This is a genomic window from Marivirga sericea (assembly GCF_900177665.1).
GTDB classification, from domain to species: Bacteria; Bacteroidota; Bacteroidia; order Cytophagales; family Cyclobacteriaceae; genus Marivirga; species Marivirga sericea.
In genome coordinates this window covers 48,415-66,699 of sequence record NZ_FXAW01000007.1, presented here as the reverse complement: position 1 = coordinate 66,699, position 18,285 = coordinate 48,415, and the positions used below count along the sequence as shown (strand labels likewise).

General features: G+C 35.9%; 22 protein-coding genes and 4 tRNA genes. 19 read left to right on the top strand and 7 right to left on the bottom strand.

Annotated features, from left to right (window positions below):
- Positions 1 to 128: 128 nt before the first annotated feature.
- The 5 genes from B9Y84_RS15670 to B9Y84_RS15650 all read left to right on the top strand — a co-directional run bounded on the left by B9Y84_RS15670 (position 129) and on the right by B9Y84_RS15650 (position 5,191).
- A complete protein-coding gene (locus tag B9Y84_RS15670) occupies positions 129 to 1,388 on the top strand; it encodes an efflux RND transporter periplasmic adaptor subunit (RefSeq protein WP_085518334.1) in 1,260 nt (419 codons plus the stop codon).
- Positions 1,389 to 1,488: 100 nt separating this feature from the next.
- A complete protein-coding gene (locus B9Y84_RS15665) occupies positions 1,489 to 2,832 on the top strand; it encodes an ABC transporter permease (protein ID WP_085518333.1) in 1,344 nt (447 codons plus the stop codon).
- Positions 2,825 to 4,282 (top strand): TolC family protein, encoded by a 1,458-nt coding sequence (locus B9Y84_RS15660; RefSeq protein WP_085518332.1) that lies wholly within the window; start codon positions 2,825 to 2,827, stop codon positions 4,280 to 4,282. The genes B9Y84_RS15665 and B9Y84_RS15660 overlap by 8 nt, the downstream gene beginning before the upstream one ends.
- 48 nt (positions 4,283 to 4,330) lie before the next feature.
- Complete coding sequence (locus B9Y84_RS15655; protein ID WP_085518331.1) at positions 4,331 to 4,732, top strand: hypothetical protein; 402 nt, start codon at positions 4,331 to 4,333, stop codon at positions 4,730 to 4,732.
- A gap of 165 nt (positions 4,733 to 4,897) precedes the next feature.
- Positions 4,898 to 5,191, top strand: a complete 294-nt coding sequence (locus B9Y84_RS15650; protein ID WP_085518330.1) for a hypothetical protein — start codon at positions 4,898 to 4,900, stop codon at positions 5,189 to 5,191.
- A gap of 94 nt (positions 5,192 to 5,285) precedes the next feature.
- On the opposite strand, the gene B9Y84_RS15645 is transcribed toward B9Y84_RS15650, so the two are convergent.
- The 3 genes from B9Y84_RS15645 to B9Y84_RS15635 all read right to left on the bottom strand — a co-directional run bounded on the left by B9Y84_RS15645 (position 5,286) and on the right by B9Y84_RS15635 (position 8,091).
- A complete protein-coding gene (locus B9Y84_RS15645; RefSeq protein ID WP_085518329.1) occupies positions 5,286 to 5,810 on the bottom strand; it encodes a macro domain-containing protein in 525 nt (174 codons plus the stop codon).
- Between the two features lie 59 nt (positions 5,811 to 5,869).
- Positions 5,870 to 7,075: a porin gene (locus B9Y84_RS15640; protein WP_085518328.1), complete on the bottom strand. Its 1,206-nt coding sequence runs from the start codon at positions 7,073 to 7,075 to the stop codon at positions 5,870 to 5,872.
- 194 nt (positions 7,076 to 7,269) lie between these two features.
- Positions 7,270 to 8,091, bottom strand: coding sequence for a purine-nucleoside phosphorylase (locus B9Y84_RS15635; protein WP_085518327.1), 822 nt, complete (start codon positions 8,089 to 8,091; stop codon positions 7,270 to 7,272).
- Between the two features lie 138 nt (positions 8,092 to 8,229).
- Here B9Y84_RS15635 and B9Y84_RS15630 point away from each other — a divergent pair, with 138 nt between their 5' ends.
- Both B9Y84_RS15630 and B9Y84_RS15625 read left to right on the top strand, forming a co-directional pair.
- Positions 8,230 to 8,820 (top strand): YceI family protein, encoded by a 591-nt coding sequence (locus B9Y84_RS15630; RefSeq protein WP_085518326.1) that lies wholly within the window; start codon positions 8,230 to 8,232, stop codon positions 8,818 to 8,820.
- A 74-nt stretch (positions 8,821 to 8,894) separates the two neighbouring features.
- Positions 8,895 to 9,419, top strand: coding sequence for an NADPH-dependent FMN reductase (locus B9Y84_RS15625; RefSeq protein ID WP_085518325.1), 525 nt, complete (start codon positions 8,895 to 8,897; stop codon positions 9,417 to 9,419).
- A gap of 2 nt (positions 9,420 to 9,421) precedes the next feature.
- Here B9Y84_RS15625 and B9Y84_RS15620 read toward each other — a convergent pair whose 3' ends face one another.
- Complete coding sequence (locus B9Y84_RS15620; protein ID WP_085518324.1) at positions 9,422 to 10,033, bottom strand: TetR/AcrR family transcriptional regulator; 612 nt, start codon at positions 10,031 to 10,033, stop codon at positions 9,422 to 9,424.
- Positions 10,034 to 10,095: 62 nt separating this feature from the next.
- Here B9Y84_RS15620 and B9Y84_RS15615 point away from each other — a divergent pair, with 62 nt between their 5' ends.
- The gene (locus B9Y84_RS15615) at positions 10,096 to 11,229 is read left to right on the top strand and encodes an FAD-dependent monooxygenase (protein ID WP_085518323.1); all 1,134 of its coding nucleotides are present in this window, start codon (positions 10,096 to 10,098) and stop codon (positions 11,227 to 11,229) included.
- Positions 11,230 to 11,320: 91 nt separating this feature from the next.
- Here the strand turns inward: B9Y84_RS15615 and frr are convergent, their stop codons facing one another.
- The 3 genes from frr to B9Y84_RS15600 all read right to left on the bottom strand — a co-directional run bounded on the left by frr (position 11,321) and on the right by B9Y84_RS15600 (position 13,189).
- Entirely contained in the window at positions 11,321 to 11,881 is a 561-nt protein-coding gene (frr, locus tag B9Y84_RS15610; protein WP_085518322.1) for a ribosome recycling factor, read from the bottom strand.
- A 6-nt stretch (positions 11,882 to 11,887) separates the two neighbouring features.
- Positions 11,888 to 12,601, bottom strand: a complete 714-nt coding sequence (gene pyrH / locus B9Y84_RS15605; protein WP_085518321.1) for a UMP kinase — start codon at positions 12,599 to 12,601, stop codon at positions 11,888 to 11,890.
- 87 nt (positions 12,602 to 12,688) lie between these two features.
- The gene (locus tag B9Y84_RS15600) at positions 12,689 to 13,189 is read right to left on the bottom strand and encodes an acyl-CoA carboxylase biotin carboxyl carrier protein subunit (protein WP_085518320.1); all 501 of its coding nucleotides are present in this window, start codon (positions 13,187 to 13,189) and stop codon (positions 12,689 to 12,691) included.
- A 352-nt stretch (positions 13,190 to 13,541) separates the two neighbouring features.
- Here B9Y84_RS15600 and B9Y84_RS15595 point away from each other — a divergent pair.
- The 11 genes from B9Y84_RS15595 (at position 13,542) to rplL (ending at position 18,283) form a co-directional block, all read left to right on the top strand.
- Positions 13,542 to 13,623, top strand: a tRNA-Tyr gene (locus B9Y84_RS15595).
- Positions 13,624 to 13,702: 79 nt separating this feature from the next.
- Positions 13,703 to 13,775, top strand: a tRNA-Gly gene (locus B9Y84_RS15590).
- 98 nt (positions 13,776 to 13,873) lie between these two features.
- Positions 13,874 to 13,945 (top strand) — tRNA-Thr (locus tag B9Y84_RS15585).
- Between the two features lie 60 nt (positions 13,946 to 14,005).
- Positions 14,006 to 15,193 (top strand): elongation factor Tu, encoded by a 1,188-nt coding sequence (tuf, locus tag B9Y84_RS15580; protein WP_085518319.1) that lies wholly within the window; start codon positions 14,006 to 14,008, stop codon positions 15,191 to 15,193.
- 115 nt (positions 15,194 to 15,308) lie between these two features.
- Positions 15,309 to 15,381, top strand: a tRNA-Trp gene (locus B9Y84_RS15575).
- A gap of 21 nt (positions 15,382 to 15,402) precedes the next feature.
- Positions 15,403 to 15,594, top strand: a complete 192-nt coding sequence (gene secE, locus B9Y84_RS15570) for a preprotein translocase subunit SecE (protein WP_013455138.1) — start codon at positions 15,403 to 15,405, stop codon at positions 15,592 to 15,594.
- A gap of 21 nt (positions 15,595 to 15,615) precedes the next feature.
- Positions 15,616 to 16,167, top strand: coding sequence for a transcription termination/antitermination protein NusG (gene nusG, locus B9Y84_RS15565; RefSeq protein ID WP_085518318.1), 552 nt, complete (start codon positions 15,616 to 15,618; stop codon positions 16,165 to 16,167).
- 4 nt (positions 16,168 to 16,171) lie between these two features.
- Positions 16,172 to 16,615 (top strand): 50S ribosomal protein L11, encoded by a 444-nt coding sequence (rplK, locus tag B9Y84_RS15560; protein ID WP_013455140.1) that lies wholly within the window; start codon positions 16,172 to 16,174, stop codon positions 16,613 to 16,615.
- 12 nt (positions 16,616 to 16,627) lie between these two features.
- Positions 16,628 to 17,326, top strand: a complete 699-nt coding sequence (gene rplA, locus B9Y84_RS15555) for a 50S ribosomal protein L1 (RefSeq protein ID WP_085518317.1) — start codon at positions 16,628 to 16,630, stop codon at positions 17,324 to 17,326.
- A 1-nt stretch (position 17,327) separates the two neighbouring features.
- Positions 17,328 to 17,858 carry a 50S ribosomal protein L10 gene (gene rplJ, locus B9Y84_RS15550; RefSeq protein ID WP_085518316.1) on the top strand — a complete coding sequence of 177 codons (531 nt, stop codon included), beginning with the start codon at positions 17,328 to 17,330 and terminating at the stop codon, positions 17,856 to 17,858.
- A 47-nt stretch (positions 17,859 to 17,905) separates the two neighbouring features.
- Positions 17,906 to 18,283, top strand: coding sequence for a 50S ribosomal protein L7/L12 (gene rplL, locus B9Y84_RS15545; protein ID WP_085518315.1), 378 nt, complete (start codon positions 17,906 to 17,908; stop codon positions 18,281 to 18,283).
- The last annotated feature ends 2 nt before the right edge of the window (positions 18,284 to 18,285 follow it).

Below are 18,285 nucleotides of genomic sequence, written 5' to 3'. Positions count from 1 at the left end.
GCTGATTAGCTACTAAAACTATTTATTTAGTAGGCTTGATTAATTGATAGGTGGTGCAAAAAAGTATATTTTTTATTAATATTTTTACAAAATGATCGTTAGTAGTTTTTCTTAGAATAATAGATCCCATGAATAAAAAATTAATTATAGTATTGTCAGCACTTGTGATTATCGTAATAGCTTTCTTCACCTTTCGGGGAAGCGGGACAAGCGAAACTATTGAGATAATGACTGAGGCTCAGGCTGGAGAATTTGTCATTGCTATAACGACAACTGGTGAATTGGAGGCTAAAAATGCCATCAAAATAACAGGTCCGTCAGGTTTGCGGGCAGCTAGATTATGGAATGTGAAAATTGATCAATTAGTTGATGAAGGGACCGTTGTGGAAAAAGGAGATTTTGTGGCTAGCTTAGATGCCTCAGAGCTTTCTGATCGATTACGAGAAGTAGAAAATGAATATCAGCAAAGTCTCTCTCAATACACACAAACCAAATTAGATACAGCTCTGACACTAAGGGAATCTCGTGATGAATTAATCAACCTAGAGTTCGCAGTTGAAGAAAAGAAATTAGTCTTAGAGCAATCTCAATTTGAGCCGCCTGCTACCATCAAACAAGCGGAAATTGATTTAAGTAAAGCAGAAAGAGCGTTTAAACAAGCAAAGGAGAATTACTTATTAAAGAGGGATAAAGCAGTTGCACAAATGCAGGAGGCAGATGCAGGGCTATCTGAAGATCGAGACGAGAGAGATTTTTTGGTTGAATTACGGAAAAAGTTTAGAATTATGGCTCCTGAGGATGGTATGGTGATTTACGTCCGTGAGTATGATGGTTCTAAGAAATCTGAAGGGGCTTCTATAGGAGCTTGGGACCCAACAGTGGCCACATTGCCAGATTTATCAACTATGATCTCCACTACTTTTGTGAATGAGGTGGATATTCGAAAGATTGCAAAAGGCCAACATGTAAATATCGGATTAGATGCATTTCCTGACAAAAAGCTGACTGGTGAGGTCATTTATGTTGCTAATGTAGGGGAGCAAAGACCAAATTCAGATGCTAAAGTTTTTGAAGTGAAAGTAGAAATTAACGAAAGTGATACTACTTTAAGACCTGCCATGAGTACTGCCAACGAAATTATAACTGACGTAGAGCCAAAAGCAATCTTTGTTCCTTTAGAGTCGGTCTTTAATCAAGGAGATTCTATTGCTTATGTTTATAAAAAATCCGGATTAGAGACTATTAAACAAGAAGTTATTTTAGGCAAATCGAATGCAAATGAAGTAATAGTCAAAGAAGGAATTGAGTCCGGAGAAAAGTTGTATCTGATTGCACCTCAAGACCTTGACGAAAAGGAAGTGACATTATTAAAATCTTCTGAAATTTAAATGAAATTGGCATAATTAAAATAATCAGTTGAAAAGCAGGGCAATGATTGTTTTAAGCTTCAAAATTTACATCTGACCTGTTCTAATCGATTATAAACAGATGAAAGAAAAAATTATAGCAAACCTTAATATTGCCTTTGAAGCTGTAGTAGCTAACAGAACCAGATCGTTTTTAACGGCTTTGGGAATAATATTCGGAGTGGCTGCAGTGATTGCTATGCTTGCTATCGGCAACGGAGCACAACAGGAGATTCTCAATCAAATAAAATTAGTCGGTGTAAATAATATAGTGATTGAGCCAGTTGTAGAGCAAAAAGAAGAAAACTTACAACAGCAGGGGAACGGGAAGAAGGAAAAAAAGAAATTTAGCCCTGGTTTGACTTTAGCAGACGCTGAGAGTATTAAAGAAATCATACCGGGTATCGAGGCCGTCAGTCCCGAAATCATTTTAGAAACTTACGTTATTCGAAACGGAATTAGGCGTTCTGCAAAACTTGTGGGTGTAGATCCTTCCTACTTCAATCTGTCTGCATTTGAGCTCAATGAAGGAGAAATGTTTATTGAAGAACACCAGAAAATTGGAAGTAGAGTATGCATTATTGGAAAATCAGTAAAAGCCCGATTTTTTCCAAATACAGATCCTGTCGGTAAAATGATTAAAGTAGGGCCTCATTGGTTGCAAGTTATTGGCGTATTAAAAGAAAGAATTTATAGTCAAAAAAGTTTGGATAACTTAGGCTTGAGAGATTTTAATATGGATATCTACACGCCTGTTCAAACCGTTTTAGTTAATTACAAAAACCGAGCGGCACTAACTCAGGCTCAATTGAAGAAAGCCAATGCTCGAAATGGTGATGAAAATGCCAATAGTCAGGATCAAGGAAGTACTAATTATCATCAAATAGATAAACTTACGGTACAAGTTTCAGAATCTGATAATTTAAATGCAACAGCAGAAATTATTTCTAGAATGCTAAAAAGAAGGCATTATGAAAAAGTGGATTTTGAAGTGACTATTCCGGAATTATTGTTGAAGCAACAACAGAAAACAAAGAATATTTTTAATATCGTGCTCGGAGCTATTGCAGGGATATCGCTTTTGGTCGGTGGAATAGGTATTATGAATATAATGCTCGCTTCGGTGATGGAAAGGATAAAAGAAATTGGACTGAGATTATCTCTTGGAGCTAAGAAATCAGATGTTGTGTTACAATTTTTATTGGAGGCAGTAATGATTAGTATTAGCGGTGGGATAATAGGAGTTATTTTAGGAATTATTTTTGCTTATTTAGTGGCTTCTTTCGCTGAAATCCCCACAATCGTAAGTGGTATTTCAATAGTAATTTCATTCGGAGTTGCCGCAACCGTGGGTTTAATTTTTGGTATAGCACCTGCTAGGAAAGCCGCAAATCAGGATCCAATAACCTCTTTAAGATATGAATAGAAAGTACATTTTTAATACAGTGATGATTTTAAGCTCTATATTTTGGAGTTTTGATTTATATTCCCAACAAACCTATACGCTTCAAGAGGTCATCCAAATAGCAAAAACCCAATCTCCAGCTTATAAAAGAGCCGAAACCATTAAGGAAAACAGGTACTGGCAGTACAGGGTCTATAAATCTAATTTTGTTCCTCAGTTAAGCTTAAGTGGTACCTTGCCTAATTTTAACAGGTCTGTAACCCCCGTTACACAAGAAGACGGCTCCACGCAATATCGTTCTGTATTCAATAGTAATTCAGATGTATCTTTGAACCTTGAGCAGCAAATTGGTCTGACTGGGGGAACTGTTTTTTTAAATTCTACGGTCAATCGTTTTGATGATTTTGAAAGAAATGATTTTAGATATGGTGGTGACCCTTTATCCATTGGTTTTATCCAGCCTTTATTTCGTTTTAATGAATTGAAATGGGACAGGGAGATTGAACCATTGCGATACGAGGAGTCCAAAAGGGAATTTGTGGAAGAGTTTGAACAAATATCTAAAGATGTTTCTACTCGTTTTTTCAATTTATTAAGCGCTCAAGTAAGTCTTGAAATAGCACAAAAAAACTTAGGTAATAATGATACCATTTATAAAATTGCCCAAGGACGATATGAGCTTGGTAAAATACCAGAAAATGAATTACTACAATTGGAATTAAGTTTAATGAATTCTAGACAAGCAGTTGCTCAAGCAAGTTTGGATTTAGAAACAACTCAACTAGCGTTAAAGGCTTTCTTAGGATTGAAAAATGACGATGAGCTTAATTTGATTGTTCCTCAAAAGATACCTGAATTTCAAATTGATCCTGATTTAGCACTTCAGGAAGCCCTTAACAATAGACAAGAAGCAGTTGGTTTTAAGAGAAGATTATTGGAAGCTAACAAAGAGGTAGATCGAGCTCAAGGTGAAACAGGTTTGAATATGAATTTATTCGGAAGTTTTGGTTTAACTAATCAAGCGGAACAGCTACCTGCAATCTATCAAACCCCGGAGAATCAGCAAAGAGTACAATTGGGTTTTACTATTCCAATAGTGGATTGGGGAAGGCAAAAGTCAAGAGTAAGAACGGCTGAAGCAAATTATCAATTGGTTCAATATACTGTAGAGCAGGAGAAAGTCAATTTTGAGCAAGAAGTCTATACGCAAGTTAAGACTCTTGAAATGCTTAGAGATCAAGTTGCCATCACTGAAAAAGCAGATGATATATCCCAAAGGAGGTACAATATTGCTAAAAACCGTTACTTAATCGGTAAGATCAGCATTACAGACTTATCCATTGCACTTACCGAAAAAGATCAAGCCAAAAGAGACTATATCAATTCATTGGGAAATTTTTGGCAGGCCTATTATAATTTAAGACAGCTGACGCTATATGATTTCAGAGAAAACAAGCGTTTAATTGAATAAATCTAAGTTAATCCCTTTTTTATTTAATTATTTTCGGATGTTTGTAAAATGAGAAGCTTCACAGCATGTGTCCTTATCTTATTCTGTCTAATTTCTTTGCAGGCTATTGGTCAAGTTGATTACAATAATAATGCAACAGAAAAAATTAAAAGGCAACCTGAGCTAGAACCTGAAGGCACTAAAAAAGATAGAAGACTTTTGAGTATCTATATAAAGGATACAAAAAATGTACTATACGGAAATCCTTGTATGGATAAAGTGAGTGAACGTTTTGGCTACGAATATGTAGTGATGCCTAAAAATGCCTCAAAGTATCATTCAAGTTTTCAAAGTGTTATGCACAATTTCTACGTTAAGTCAGTGCTCTTTTTCAGAAATCCTTTGTGGAAAATTATCTCTACTAAAAAGGCAAAAGAATGTAGGCAAAAGACGGGAGATTATGCAGGGTGAAGCAACCAAATAATCTCTTTTGAAAAGCTTCAAAAACCAGTGATCGCATTGTTTATTTAAGTTCTATGGGTGTAAAGGATTGCATCTAGGTAAATATGTTTTAATTTGTTTTTAAGTAGTTTCAATTTTTTATAAATTGAGTAAGGAAACAACTCATTGAAGCACATGGATTTAAGTAAAAATGCAATAGTAGACTTGTTAAATCATACTATTAAAGAAAGAAGAGATATCAGCTGGAAAATGGGTGTAGGTTACCACAATGGGGTTGATGTATCCATCTATGAGGTTTTAATTTATGAAATCAGAAATAATAAAATTATAGGACGATTTGCATTCAATGGGGATTCAGGAAAGCTTATTAATCAGAGGGTAATTGGGTATCGCCAAAAAATGGCTGATAACATAGTCGATGCTTTATTGGATATTAATAATTTTTTGACAAAAAGAATAATAGCCTGATTCCATCATTTCTTTCTTTCACGGTTACAAGTTGAAGTACTTGCTACTTTAGTCAAACCTAATTTAAATTCTTCCTTGCTACTTACATTCAGATTTATGTGATTGAAGGCAGCTTTTCTTCATAGTGCTTAAAATCCTCATCACTGAAGAGAACAAAACGGATCAACTTTAGTGAGCGAGCTTTACTAAGAAAATTTTGAACTGTCTTTAATGCAATTTCAGTTGCTTCTTCAAAAGGGTAGCCAAAGGCCCCTGTCGAAATTGCGGGGAAAGCGATAGATTCAATGTTGTGCTTTTCTGCCAGTGCTAAAGCATGCTCATAGCAGTGGCCTAAAAACTTAACTTCAGGCTGATTGAAGCCGTATATGGGGCCAAGAACATGAATAATGTATTCATTAGGTAGAGAATAGGCGTCTGTTATGACAGCTTCCCCTGTTTTGATGGGAGCTAAAGAACGGCATTCCTCTGCCAATCCCTCTCCAGCAGCAGTATGAATTGCACCTGCTACTCCACTTCCGATTTGGAGTTCTGCATTTGCAGCATTTACAATTGCAGAAATATCTTTCTGTTGGGTGATATCCCCTTTGACAACCTCTAATTTTACTTCAAATGTTCCCATTATCGACAGTCCTCTTTATATAATATACCGAAGATGCGACTAATTGGTTGTAAGAAATATTAGAAATTAACTTGGGCTTGAAGTCTCAATAATCTACCAGTTTGCAAATTATCTTGATTTATGAAATCCTCATACCGTCTTGAAGAGATCGTGTAATGTGCTACTAATTCAAATGCTCTAACCGGTCTCCACTCCATCCCAATTTCTAATTCACTTACATTATAACTTCTAGCATCGAGTTCAAATTTTTTACCTCCATCATAATAATGATACCGCATGAATGGATAGAAAAGTTGGTTGAATTTGGAAAATTTGTATGTCAATGTTGCGTAGCCACCCTCTAGATTAGTCTGCTCTATAGTATTAGTTACTTTATTAAACTCTGGGCCAGTTCCCCAATTATATTCAGCCTGAATCCCAAAAGGCTGGGGATACAGTACAAATGAAGCTGCAGCTCTTTGATCTAAATAGTTTAACCCTTCTTGCACATTCACACCAGTGCTTAAATTGCTTTGTGGCATTTGATACTGCCCAGTATATGCTTGTATTCCAGGTTCAATTATTTGTCTCCCTATTTGGATAGGATAACTAATTCGACCTACTATATGGAGGTCGTCATTCAATTCTGGCGCATTTCCTGTTTGACCATTAAAAACGCCAAAGCCAATCACTCCATAGTCTCCAGATCCTTTTAAGCCTTCGGCCACTAATTCTCTAAATAATTTTCTTGTTTCTTCTGGTGCCCAATAAAATAACACGCTTAGCTCTCTTTCATTTTTAATGGAGCTGTTCATACCATCATTTCTGTCTAATGGTAATCGATTTTGACTTGATTGCATGTTTTCAAAGCCGTAAGGTATTTTACTTTGACCAAATCGAAATCTGAATTCACGTTTTTTATCTAAACTAACGTCAAAGTAAGCATCTCTCAACTGACCATAATGTTGACCGCTTCCGCTGCCCGAACTTGCAAAGTCTGGTTGAATATAAAAGTACACGTGCTCACCTAAATTTCCAGAAAATTTAAGTCTGACCCTCCTTAATGAAAAACTATTTCCGGCTCCCCAGCTTTTATCACATTGGTTACAATCTAAATCAGGATTGGTTTCCAATAGTCTGTTATATCGAGCTTGAACATATCCTCCTATTTTGATATTCTCAAACCATGAATTGCCATTAATATCGTATGGCATTTTCTGAATTTGTCCTAAAGCAGAAAAAGATAGTAGGACTAATAATAAAAAAGTCAGAATTGTTTTTTGCATTTCCTATAAGTTTCTGCAAATGTAAATCCCTCCTATATTATCTGATAGTTTATTGTGTTAACAAATAATTAATAATTGCCCCATATTTTCGTTAAGCCATTTTTGTTTTGAATAAAATGGCTATCAATATTAATAGAAGCAATTTTAAGTTAACAATAAATTAATATGAAGTTGATTAGCTTAACAAGATAAGATCAGCCTAGCTTCTTTAGTAATCCTTTGAAAATTTTAGTCATTTTAGGTTCGGCATTGATTGCAGCTCCAATTATTTCTGGTATTGCCGCAGGTTTTAATTTTTCTGCATAGCATAAATCGGTAATGACAGAAACAGCAAAAACAGGAATTTGAATATGTCTAGCTGCAATATTTTCTGGTATAGTACTCATCCCCACGGCATCAGCGCCTATTGTATCCAAGTACCTGTATTCGGCAGGTGTTTCCAGGTTCGGCCCTTGAACACCAGCATAAACGCCTTCTTTTATGTCAATATGTTCCTCTTTTGCGACTTCTTTTGCTAAGGCAATCAAGTTAGGATCGTATGCATCATACATATCAGGGAAGCGACCGCCAAAATCATCTATATTTTGACCTCTAAGTGGATTTTCCGGAAAAAGATTGATATGGTCCTTAATGATCATTAAATCACTCAATTCTAAGCCTTTGTTTAAACCTCCTGCAGCATTTGAAATGAATAAATATTGTATTCCTAATAAGTACATCATTCTTACCGGCATAACGATTTGCTGCATACTGTAGCCTTCATAGTAATGGAAGCGACCTTGCATAGCAACTACCTTTTTACTACTTAATTCGCCAAAAATCAATTTTCCGCTGTGCGTTTCTACTGTTGAAACTGGAAAATGAGGAATGTCTTTGTAAGAAAAGCTATATTTGATTTGAATATCTTCTACCAAAGCCCCCAGACCTGTACCTAAAATGATCCCTACTTCTGGCTTGAAATCCACTCTATCTCTTAAATAATCAGTTGCTTGTTTTATTTCTTTCAATGTGCTCATAATTTATTTAAACAATTTTGGTTCAATTTGATTGAAGTCTCTATCTCTTCAAAATTATTTTAAGAGATTTTAAAACCTTTTTATATATTTGTAAGTATATGTATCAACATTAAATGTAACAACATAAAGTTAATAAAAATGAAAACAAAAATTTTATCAATCGGATTAGCAGCATTAATTATGACTGCAGCTTTTACTGTTTTACAGAAAGAAGTAAAAGTAGATACAAATTCAAGTCAAATTGCTTGGGTAGGTAAAAAAGTAACTGGTCAGCATAATGGCATCGTTAACATAAAAGAGGGAGCTCTTGAAATGGAAGAAGGTCAAGTAACAGGCGGATTTTTTGTTATTGATATGACGACTATTGATGTTTTAGATTTAGAAGGAGAGTACAAAGGTAAATTGATGGGGCATTTAAGATCTGACGACTTCTTTAGCGTTGAAAAGTATCCGACTGCAAAATTTACAATTACTTCAATTGATAAAAGTGAAGCAACAGATGCGACACATTTTATTGCTGGTGATTTAACAATAAAAGGAATTACCAATAAAATTACTTTTCCAGCTACAGTCACAATTAAAGACGGAAAGGCAAACGCTAAAGCTTCATTTGCTCTAGATAGAACGAAATGGGAAGTAAGATATGGCTCTGGTTCATTTTTCGATGGATTAGGAGACAAAATGATTTATGATGATTTTGAATTATCAGTTAATTTATCATCGTTATAATTTAAACGTATTGTATTATTTATTGAATAGGGACATTTTGTCCCTATTTTTGTTTTTTAACAGATCTATTAAGAATGATAACCATTATATCAGGCACCAACCGTCCAAATTCAGTATCTGCTCAAGTAGCTCATCTTTACCAAGGCTTATTGAGAAAGCATGAAGTTGAATCCAATATTATTGACTTGGCTGATTTACCTAATGACTTTGTGTATACAGCCTTGTACGACAACAATGGAAAAAATGCTGATTTTAATAAGTTCTTGGAAAAATTGCGCACTTCAGAGAAGTACGTTTTCATTATTCCAGAGTATAATGGTTCTTTTCCTGGAGTTTTGAAAGCTTTCATAGATGGGATGGAATATCCCAATAGTTTTCAAGATAAGAAATGTGCGCTAGTGGGTATATCTTCAGGAATGCAAGGGGCCGGCTTGGCATTAAGCCATATGACAGATATTTTTAATTACTTAGGAATGAATGTCTTAGCGCTAAAGCCTAAGCTAGCGAGGATTGAGAAGAATTTTGATGGTGAAGAAGTTACCGATGAACTTTACAGCCAGTTATTGGAAGAGCAAGTAAAGAAACTATTAGAGTTTTGAACTCATGCTTTCCGTATTTTTTGATACGCCTCCTTGCCCTTTTCCGTTAAATACGGATATATCATTTCAAAAAGTAGGTTGCAGTAGTATTGGACAGTATTGTTTTCGTCAAAAGTAGCATAGATATTTATCCAGCTATCTCCAGCAATATTCATCCTTTGATATAGTCTTTCATATTCATGTTCAAATTCGGGCCTCCTTAAGATATTTGATTTAATAAGTGAATGAAAAATTACTTGGAACTGTTCATTTCTAATCTTCATTAAATCTGCATAATGTGATTTTATTTTTGGGTTAGCATTCATCAAATGGATAAAGTCAATCAGTATAAATTTATAGTCAAACATTTTTTCCATAGTCTTTAACGAAGACTCATATAAGGCTTCAAGTACGGTGCCTGCTGCATCCATTGAAGTCATTTGAAGATTCATTTCTCCCACTAGTTGAACGTATAAAGCTTCGACAATATCTTCTTTAAGTTTAAAGTGATAATTCAAATTCCCTTGACTGATTTTCAATTCTTGGGCAATCTGTCGCAAGCTGACGTTGACCATGCCTTTGTCGTTGAAAAGCTGGAGAGCTGCATTAAGAATTTTTGCTCTGGTATTTTTCATTTTTAGTAAACTTGACCTAATTAAAATAAATTAGTATATTTGACCTAAAATTAGGAATAAGTATGGAAATAGCAATAATTGGAGGAGGTATAGCAGGTCTTACTGCTGCATTAGCTTTAAGAAAGCAGGGGATTAAATCTGTTGTATATGAACGCGCAATGCAATTAAACGAAATAGGGGCTGGTATTTGGTTGCAACCTAATGCATTGAAAGTATTAGATTATTTAGGCGTGAAAGATTCCATCTTGAAGGATGCAGTTCAATTAGATAGAGTAGATATCACTAATCGTCAATTAAATCCATTTCAGTCTGGTAATGGTGTCGTTCAAGATAAGAAGGGGAACAAAATTGTGTCGATTCACAGAGGGAAGTTGCAGAAAATCTTAGTAGAAGCTTTGCCAAATGATGCGCTTAAATTAGGGCATGATTTAAGATCCTTTACTCAAAGTGCAGGCAAAGTGGACTTGCATTTTGAAAGTATTTCTTTAAAAGCAGATTATGTTTTAGCAGCGGATGGTATTAATTCCAGGATCAGGCAAGCACTTTTTCCTCTTTCTTCCTTAAGGCATTCAGGGCAGACCTGTTGGAGGGGAATCTCAGCGATTCAAGTCCCGGAAGAGCTCCGGAATTTGGGTAGAGAAGCTTGGGGTAATAAAGTCCGATTTGGTTTTTCTCAAGTCTCTGATGATTTGGTTTATTGGTTTGCAGTAGCAGAGGCAAATGCACAAGTAGAAGTTGATAGAGCAATAGTAAAAAAGGAGTTAAATGAAAAGTTTAAAAATTTCCATCCGCTTGTACAGCAAATCATAAGTAATACAGATGCTGAGAAGATAATTGGAGGTGACATTTTAGATTTAGGGAGATTAGATCATTGGCATATGCAAAATATCTGCTTACTAGGAGATGCCGCACATGCTACAACACCAAATATGGGACAAGGTGCGGGGCAAGGAATTGAAGATGCTTATGTGATAGCCAAGTTGTTTTCCAAGCTTCAACCATCTGAAAAGATTTTTGAAGAGTTTGAAACATTACGAAGAAAGAAGGTAGATTATGTAGTCAATAATTCATGGCGTTTTGGCAAAATGGCTCATAGCAGCGTAGGACAGTTTGTGATGAAGTTAGTCATGAAAATGACACCTCAATTTGTGGTAAATAAACAATTGGAACAGCTGTATAAACTCCCTAATATTTAGGCAAAAAAAAGCTGTTTTATAAATTCGACAAACAGCAACTTTAATGATTTTGTCGACCCAATAAAACAGCCTAAGTTTAAGTGATAAATAATTAAACAGTCATAATCTCTTTTTCTTTGTGCTCTAAGATATCGTCAATTTTTTTAGTATAGTCATTAGTAAGTGATTGCACTTTCTCTTCTCCTCTTTTGACATCGTCTTCAGAAATCCCTTCCTTTTGTAATTGTTTCAGTTGATCGTTAGCATCTTTTCGTGCGTTTCGGATAGAGATTTTTCCATCTTCTGCTTCATTTTTGGCTTGCTTACTCAAAGCAATCCTTCTCTCTTCAGTTAAAGGAGGAATGTTTATCCTTACAATTTCACCGTCATTTTGAGGAGTAAATCCTAAATCACTGTTGATAATTGCACGTTCTATTTCACCGATAATATTTTTTTCCCATGGTTTAATAATGATTGAACGTGCATCTGGTGTGCTAATTGAAGCAACTTGGCTGATAGGAGTGTCATTGTTATAATAATCAACCATTAATCCTTCGAGCATTGCAGGTGAAGCTTTACCTGCTCTAATTTTCTGCAAATTACTTTTAGTATGCTGAATGGCTTTTTCCATTAGCTCTTTTGCTTCTTCCAATACTAAATTTATTTCTTCCATTGCTTTTTATTTTTCAGAATTTATCAAGGTACCAACATTTTCTCCATTTATCAGGTCGTATAAATTTCCTGCTTTATTCATGTCAAATACAATAATAGGCAAATTGTTTTCTTGACAAAGCGTAAATGCAGTCATATCCATAACATTTAACCCTTTCTCATAGACTTCTTGAAATGATATGTTTGAATATCTCACAGCATCAGCATTTTTCTCTGGGTCTGATGTATAGACCCCATCCACTCGAGTACCTTTTAAAACTACATCCGCTTCTATTTCAATAGCTCTTAAGCTTGCAGTAGAATCAGTAGTGAAGTAAGGATTACCGATTCCTGCACCAAAAATCACAACTCTTCCTTTTTCTAGATGTCGTATCGCTCTTCTTCTTATAAATGGTTCGCAAACTTGCTCCATATTAATACCAGACATTAAACGAGTGAACATGCCGTGATTTTCCAAAACCCCTTGCACAGCCATACCATTAATTACTGTCGCTAGCATTCCCATATAATCGCCTTGAACTCTGTCAATTCCCGCTGATTCAGCTTGAATACCTCTGAAAATATTTCCTCCACCTATAACTATAGCCACTTCAATGCCTTGGTCATGTATTCTTTTTATTTCCTTTGCATATTGCGCTAATCGTTTGGAGTCAATGCCGTAGCCTTCATCACCCATAAGAGCCTCGCCACTTAATTTCAATAGAATACGTTTGAATTTCATAGTTAAATTGTTGCTGTCCCTTTAAAAGTTTAAGTCTATTTTATAAGTATTTTATTCGATTCTAGTTGTTGAATATACTTCAAAAATTTAGAATTGAATTATCAATTGATTTTTCTCTACACTATCACCTTTTTTGGCTTTTATTTCTGCAATTGTGCCATCACCTGCAGCTTTTATCACATTCTCCATCTTCATTGCCTCCAGAATCAACAGTGGATCTCCCTTTTTAACCTCGTCTCCTGGTGCGACCATTATATCTATAATTAATCCTGGCATGGGAGCCTTGACATCATTCATTTGGTTTTGATCTAAGTCAGAGATCCCCATTTCTTCTAAAAGTAGATCCATCTTATCTTTCAACTCCAATTCAATGATTTTACCATTTAATTGTAATTTGAAAACTTTACTTTCATAATCAATCTCGACAATATGTGCATTAAATGTTTGATTATGATAAATGATGTGGAAGGATTGATGATCGGTTTTATTTATGTCCCAATCAACTTGTTTATCGTCTATGAAAATATCTCCGTCTTTCGTGGATAGTCGATATTCTTTATCGGATTGACTGAATTTTATTTCGTACATAATTAAAATTTAACACGAAGATAGGAACACATATTAAATTTCACACATTTCATTTTAAAATTAGTGAAAGTGTTGAGTTTTTTTTCACCTTTGCGCTTGAAAAAAATCTAAGAAACTAGTCAGACGCTGATAAGTAAAAAGCGATTCGCTTGTATTTTTGTATTCTTCAAATATCTACTACATTTTCTTTTAGTTATAAATAACTGATTTACAAGAGATAGTGCATGATTAGAAATTAAGATGAAAAAAAAGTAATCTTTTTTGTCAGTAAAGTTTGATAAAATATAAAATCCATATAATTTTGCACTTCCTAAAACGAAAGGGATTTAGGAAATGCTTATTGAAACCATTTGGGGGAATACCAAAGCGGCCAACTGGGACGGACTGTAAATCCGTTGTCTTCGACTTCACAGGTTCGAATCCTGTTTCCCCCACTTTGTAGTTTGTAGCTTCGGCGAAAGATTACAATTTGATTTTAATACTACCATTTTTTAGTAGTTATTAATCAAACAAGCGGGAGTAGCTCAGTTGGTAGAGCGGCAGCCTTCCAAGCTGCAGGTCGCGAGTTCGAACCTCGTCTCCCGCTCTATAATACAATAGGCATTTCGGTGAAAATCTAAGGCAGAACGGAAACGTCACTGCCTTTGTTAGGATGTGCCTGCAAAAGGCACTGAATGATTTCAAGCCGATGTAGCTCAGGGGTAGAGTGCTTCCTTGGTAAGGAAGAGGTCGGGGGTTCAAATCCCCTCGTTGGCTCAATCAGTGTTATTGAATAAATATATTATAAATTTTAACTAAACTGAGGATTTTTCAAATATGGCTAAAGAAACCTTTGACCGTTCGAAACCACACGTGAATATCGGAACTATCGGTCACGTGGATCATGGTAAAACTACATTAACTGCTGCAATCTGTAAAGTATTGTCTGATAAAGGATTCGCAGAGATGAGAGATTTCTCATCTATTGACAACGCTCCTGAAGAGAAAGAAAGGGGTATTACAATTAACTCTTCTCACGTAGAGTATGCTACTGCTAACCGTCACTACGCACACGTTGACTGTCCAGGTCACGCGGATTATGTGAAAAACATGGTTACAGGTGCTGCGCAAATGGATGGAGCTATTTTAGTAGTAGCTGCTACAGATGGTCCAATGCCGCAAACTCGTGAGCACATTCTTTTGGCTCGTCAGGTAGGTGTTCCTGCTGTCGTTGCTTTCTTGAATAAAGTTGATTTGGTTGACGATGAGGAGTTATTAGAATTAGTAGAGATGGAAGTGAGAGAATTACTTTCTTTCTATGACTTCCCTGGTGATGATCTTCCAGTAATTTCAGGATCTGCTCTTGGAGCACTTAACGGTGAAGCTGAGTGGGTTGCTAAAATTGATGAGTTAATGCAAGCTGTTGATGATTATATTCCATTACCAGAGCGTTTAACTGATAAAGATTTCTTGATGCCAGTTGAGGATGTATTCTCTATTACTGGTAGAGGTACTGTTGCAACTGGTAGAATCGAAAGAGGTGTAACTAACACTGGAGATGCTGTTGACTTAATCGGTATGGGAGCTGAAAACTTAAAGTCTACTGTGACTGGTGTTGAAATGTTCCGTAAGATTTTAGATAGAGGAGAAGCTGGTGATAACGTTGGTCTTTTGTTGAGAGGTATTGAAAAAGCTCAGATCAAAAGAGGTATGATTATTTGTAAGCCAGGTTCTGTAACTCCACACGCTCATTTCAAAGCTGAGGTTTACGTTCTATCGAAAGATGAAGGTGGTCGTCACACACCATTCTTTAACAGATATCGTCCACAGTTCTACTTGAGAACTACTGACGTAACAGGTGAGATTAAACTTCCTGAAAATGTTGAAATGGTTATGCCTGGTGATAACGTAACTATTGAAGTAAACTTGATCAACAAGGTAGCTTGTGAAAAAGGTTTACGTTTCGCTATCCGTGAAGGTGGTAGAACAGTAGGTGCTGGTCAGGTAACAGAGATCTTAGATTAATACTTAAGATTTAGTAATAAATTAAACGATGCGCTCTCGAAATTTTGAGAGCGCATTTGTTTCTTATAAAACTTTTGTCTACCTTTGCAGACCATTTTGAGTTGCATTGGTAAATACGGGTGTAGCTCAATTGGTAGAGTAGTGGTCTCCAAAACCATTGGCTGGGGGTTCGAGTCCCTCCACCCGTGCAATTTTAACACATTAATAAGATGCAAAAATTAAGTTTATTCTTAAAAGAATCGTGGTCAGAAATGCGATATAAAGTAACTTGGCCACCGTACAGTAAGCTACAAAATAGTTCTATTTTGGTATTAGTTGGAGCTTTAATTTTTGCCCTGTTGATAGGTGTTATTGATTTGGCATTTGATAATGCGATGGAGTGGTTTTATAATGCATTTTAGCATTTAAGATATATTGAGATAATGTCAGAATATAAATGGTACGTTTTAAGAGTAATCAGTGGTCAAGAGAAGAAGATTAAAACTTATCTTGAAAATGAGATTGCTCGACAAAAAATAGAAGATTTCATCCCTCAAATACTTATACCTACTGAAAAGGTGTATGAAATGAGGAATGGGAAAAAGCGTGTCAGGGAAAAGAATTTCTTTCCGGGCTATGTTTTTGTATCGGCTGATATATCTCATGGAGAAGCGCATCACGTGATCACCAGTATTCCTGGAGTAATTGGATTCTTAGGTGGACAAGGTGATGAGAAAGAACCGGTTCCTTTGAGACAAAATGAGGTGAACCGTATACTCGGAAAGGTTGATGAAACTGAAGAAATGGACGAGAAGCTGAGTACTCCTTACATAATAGGAGAAGCAGTGAAAGTGATGGATGGGCCGTTCAGTGGGTTTACCGGATCCGTAGAGGAGGTTTTTGAAGAAAGAAAGAAGCTAAATGTTATGGTGAAAATCTTTGGAAGAAATACTCCGGTGGAATTGAATTACATGCAAGTAGAAAAAACAGAATAGCAAGATGGCTAAGGAAATAAGTGGATATCTGAAATTACAGATTAAAGGGGGTGCAGCAAATCCGTCACCTCCCGTTGGTCCTGCATTAGGTAGTAAAGGACTAAACATAATGGAGTTCTGTAAGCAATTTAATGGAAGGACTCAAGACAAAGCTGGGCAAGTATTGCCAGTTGTTATTACAATTTACAAAGATAAATCTTTTGATTTTGTAATTAAAACTCCTCCAGCTCCGGTACTTTTATTAGATGCTTCTAAGAAGAAAAAAGGTTCTGCTGAGCCAAACCGTGTTAAGGTTGGCTCTGTGACTTGGGATCAAGTTAAAGAAATAGCTGAAACCAAAATGACTGATTTGAATGCATTTAAAATTGAATCAGCTATGCGTCAGGTTGCAGGAACTGCGAGAAGCATGGGAATTAAAGTTACAGGAACTGCTCCTTGGAAATCTTAAAAAATAGGTAAAATGGCAAAGCTTACTAAAAATCAGAAAATTGCAGCTGAGAAATTGGACTCAACTAAAGTATATGCTTTAGATGAGGCGTCTTCTCTAGTTAAAGAAATTACAACTACCAAGTTTGATGCTTCTGTTGACCTAGACATAAGATTAGGAGTTGATCCGCGTAAAGCTGATCAAATGGTTAGAGGTGTTGTGGCACTTCCCCACGGAACAGGTAAAGATGTGAAAGTGTTAGCATTAGTAACTCCTGACAAAGAGCAGGAAGCAAAAGATGCTGGTGCAGACTACGTTGGATTGGATGAGTACATCAAAAAAATCGAAGGTGGTTGGACAGACATTGATATTATCGTAACAATGCCTACTGTTATGGCAAAAGTAGGTAGGTTAGGTAAAGTGCTAGGACCAAGAGGTCTTATGCCGAATCCAAAATCAGGAACTGTTACACTTGATGTAGGAAAGGCGGTCCAAGAAGTAAAATCAGGTAAAATTGATTTTAAAGTGGACAAGTTCGGAATTATTCATGCAAGTATTGGTAAAGCTTCCTTCTCGAAAGAGAAAATTACTGAGAATGCTAATGAATTAATTCAAACTTTAGCGAAGTTGAAACCAGCTTCTTCTAAAGGTACTTATTTCATGAGTATGACCATGTCATCAACGATGAGCAAGGGCATCTCAATTGATAAAAACTCTATAGCTGGAATTTAATATGAATAAAAAAGAAAAAGGACAACTAATAGAGGAACTTACAGAAAAATTTGCAGAATATCCGCATTTTTATCTGGCAGATGGTTCAGGAATGACTGTTTCGCAAACTAATACCTTTCGTCAACTTTGTTTTGAAAAAGGGCTTGAGTATAAAGTAGTGAAAAACTCTTTAATACAAAAAGCATTAGAGAAGCAGGAAGGAGATTATACTGCAATATTTGAATCATTAAAAGGTTTCTCAGGAATTCTGTTTTCTCCTGAAGTAGGTAATGCACCTGCTAAGGTTATAAAAGAATTTCATAAGAAAAACAGTACAGAAAGGCCTTTATTTAAAGCTGCTGCTATAGATACTGATATTTACGTAGGTGCAGAACACTTAACGCCACTAAGCGAACTTAAATCTAAGAAAGATATGCTTGGCGATATTGTGGGTCTATTACAATCACCTGCTAAGAATGTTATTTCTGCTTTACAAAGCGGAGGACATACTGTTTCAGGATTAGTGAAAGCACTTGAAGAAAGAGCACAATAATTAACAAATTACTAGAACAAAATCATTAAAATTTAAATAACACAATCATGGCTGATATCAAAGCAATTGGAGATCAATTAGTAGAATTAACAGTAAAAGAAGTTAATGAACTTGCTGATTACCTAAAAGAAACACACGGTATCGAACCTGCAGCAGCAGCTGCGCCTGTAATGGCAGCTGGCGGTGCTGGCGGAGGAGATGCAGCAGAAGAGAAAACATCTTTTGATGTAGTTTTAACTTCTGCAGGTGCTGCTAAATTACAAGTTGTAAAAGCTGTTAAAGAATTGACAGGTTTAGGCTTGAAAGAAGCAAAAGAATTAGTTGATGGTGCTCCTAAAGCAATAAAAGAAGGAGTAGCTAAAGACGAAGCAGAGGCGCTTAAGAAGCAACTTGAAGAAGCTGGAGCAGAAGTTGAATTAAAGTAACA

What these genes read in the sequence shown, in the direction of transcription:
- frr (WP_085518322.1), bottom strand. Translation starts at nt 11,881, where the DNA reads ATGGAAGAAATAAATTTAGTATTGGAAGAAGCAAAAGAGCTAATGGAA.
- tuf (WP_085518319.1), top strand. Translation starts at nt 14,006, where the DNA reads ATGGCTAAAGAAACCTTTGACCGTTCGAAACCACACGTGAATATCGGA.
- B9Y84_RS15625 (WP_085518325.1), top strand. Translation starts at nt 8,895, where the DNA reads ATGATAACCATTATATCAGGCACCAACCGTCCAAATTCAGTATCTGCT.
- rplJ (WP_085518316.1), top strand. Translation starts at nt 17,328, where the DNA reads ATGAATAAAAAAGAAAAAGGACAACTAATAGAGGAACTTACAGAAAAA.
- nusG (WP_085518318.1), top strand. Translation starts at nt 15,616, where the DNA reads ATGTCAGAATATAAATGGTACGTTTTAAGAGTAATCAGTGGTCAAGAG.
- pyrH (WP_085518321.1), bottom strand. Translation starts at nt 12,601, where the DNA reads ATGAAATTCAAACGTATTCTATTGAAATTAAGTGGCGAGGCTCTTATG.
- B9Y84_RS15640 (WP_085518328.1), bottom strand. Translation starts at nt 7,075, where the DNA reads ATGCAAAAAACAATTCTGACTTTTTTATTATTAGTCCTACTATCTTTT.
- secE (WP_013455138.1), top strand. Translation starts at nt 15,403, where the DNA reads ATGCAAAAATTAAGTTTATTCTTAAAAGAATCGTGGTCAGAAATGCGA.
- rplK (WP_013455140.1), top strand. Translation starts at nt 16,172, where the DNA reads ATGGCTAAGGAAATAAGTGGATATCTGAAATTACAGATTAAAGGGGGT.
- B9Y84_RS15635 (WP_085518327.1), bottom strand. Translation starts at nt 8,091, where the DNA reads ATGAGCACATTGAAAGAAATAAAACAAGCAACTGATTATTTAAGAGAT.
- B9Y84_RS15620 (WP_085518324.1), bottom strand. Translation starts at nt 10,033, where the DNA reads ATGAAAAATACCAGAGCAAAAATTCTTAATGCAGCTCTCCAGCTTTTC.
- B9Y84_RS15670 (WP_085518334.1), top strand. Translation starts at nt 129, where the DNA reads ATGAATAAAAAATTAATTATAGTATTGTCAGCACTTGTGATTATCGTA.
- B9Y84_RS15655 (WP_085518331.1), top strand. Translation starts at nt 4,331, where the DNA reads ATGAGAAGCTTCACAGCATGTGTCCTTATCTTATTCTGTCTAATTTCT.
- B9Y84_RS15645 (WP_085518329.1), bottom strand. Translation starts at nt 5,810, where the DNA reads ATGGGAACATTTGAAGTAAAATTAGAGGTTGTCAAAGGGGATATCACC.
- B9Y84_RS15630 (WP_085518326.1), top strand. Translation starts at nt 8,230, where the DNA reads ATGAAAACAAAAATTTTATCAATCGGATTAGCAGCATTAATTATGACT.
- B9Y84_RS15600 (WP_085518320.1), bottom strand. Translation starts at nt 13,189, where the DNA reads ATGTACGAAATAAAATTCAGTCAATCCGATAAAGAATATCGACTATCC.
- rplL (WP_085518315.1), top strand. Translation starts at nt 17,906, where the DNA reads ATGGCTGATATCAAAGCAATTGGAGATCAATTAGTAGAATTAACAGTA.
- B9Y84_RS15665 (WP_085518333.1), top strand. Translation starts at nt 1,489, where the DNA reads ATGAAAGAAAAAATTATAGCAAACCTTAATATTGCCTTTGAAGCTGTA.
- B9Y84_RS15660 (WP_085518332.1), top strand. Translation starts at nt 2,825, where the DNA reads ATGAATAGAAAGTACATTTTTAATACAGTGATGATTTTAAGCTCTATA.
- B9Y84_RS15650 (WP_085518330.1), top strand. Translation starts at nt 4,898, where the DNA reads ATGGATTTAAGTAAAAATGCAATAGTAGACTTGTTAAATCATACTATT.
- B9Y84_RS15615 (WP_085518323.1), top strand. Translation starts at nt 10,096, where the DNA reads ATGGAAATAGCAATAATTGGAGGAGGTATAGCAGGTCTTACTGCTGCA.
- rplA (WP_085518317.1), top strand. Translation starts at nt 16,628, where the DNA reads ATGGCAAAGCTTACTAAAAATCAGAAAATTGCAGCTGAGAAATTGGAC.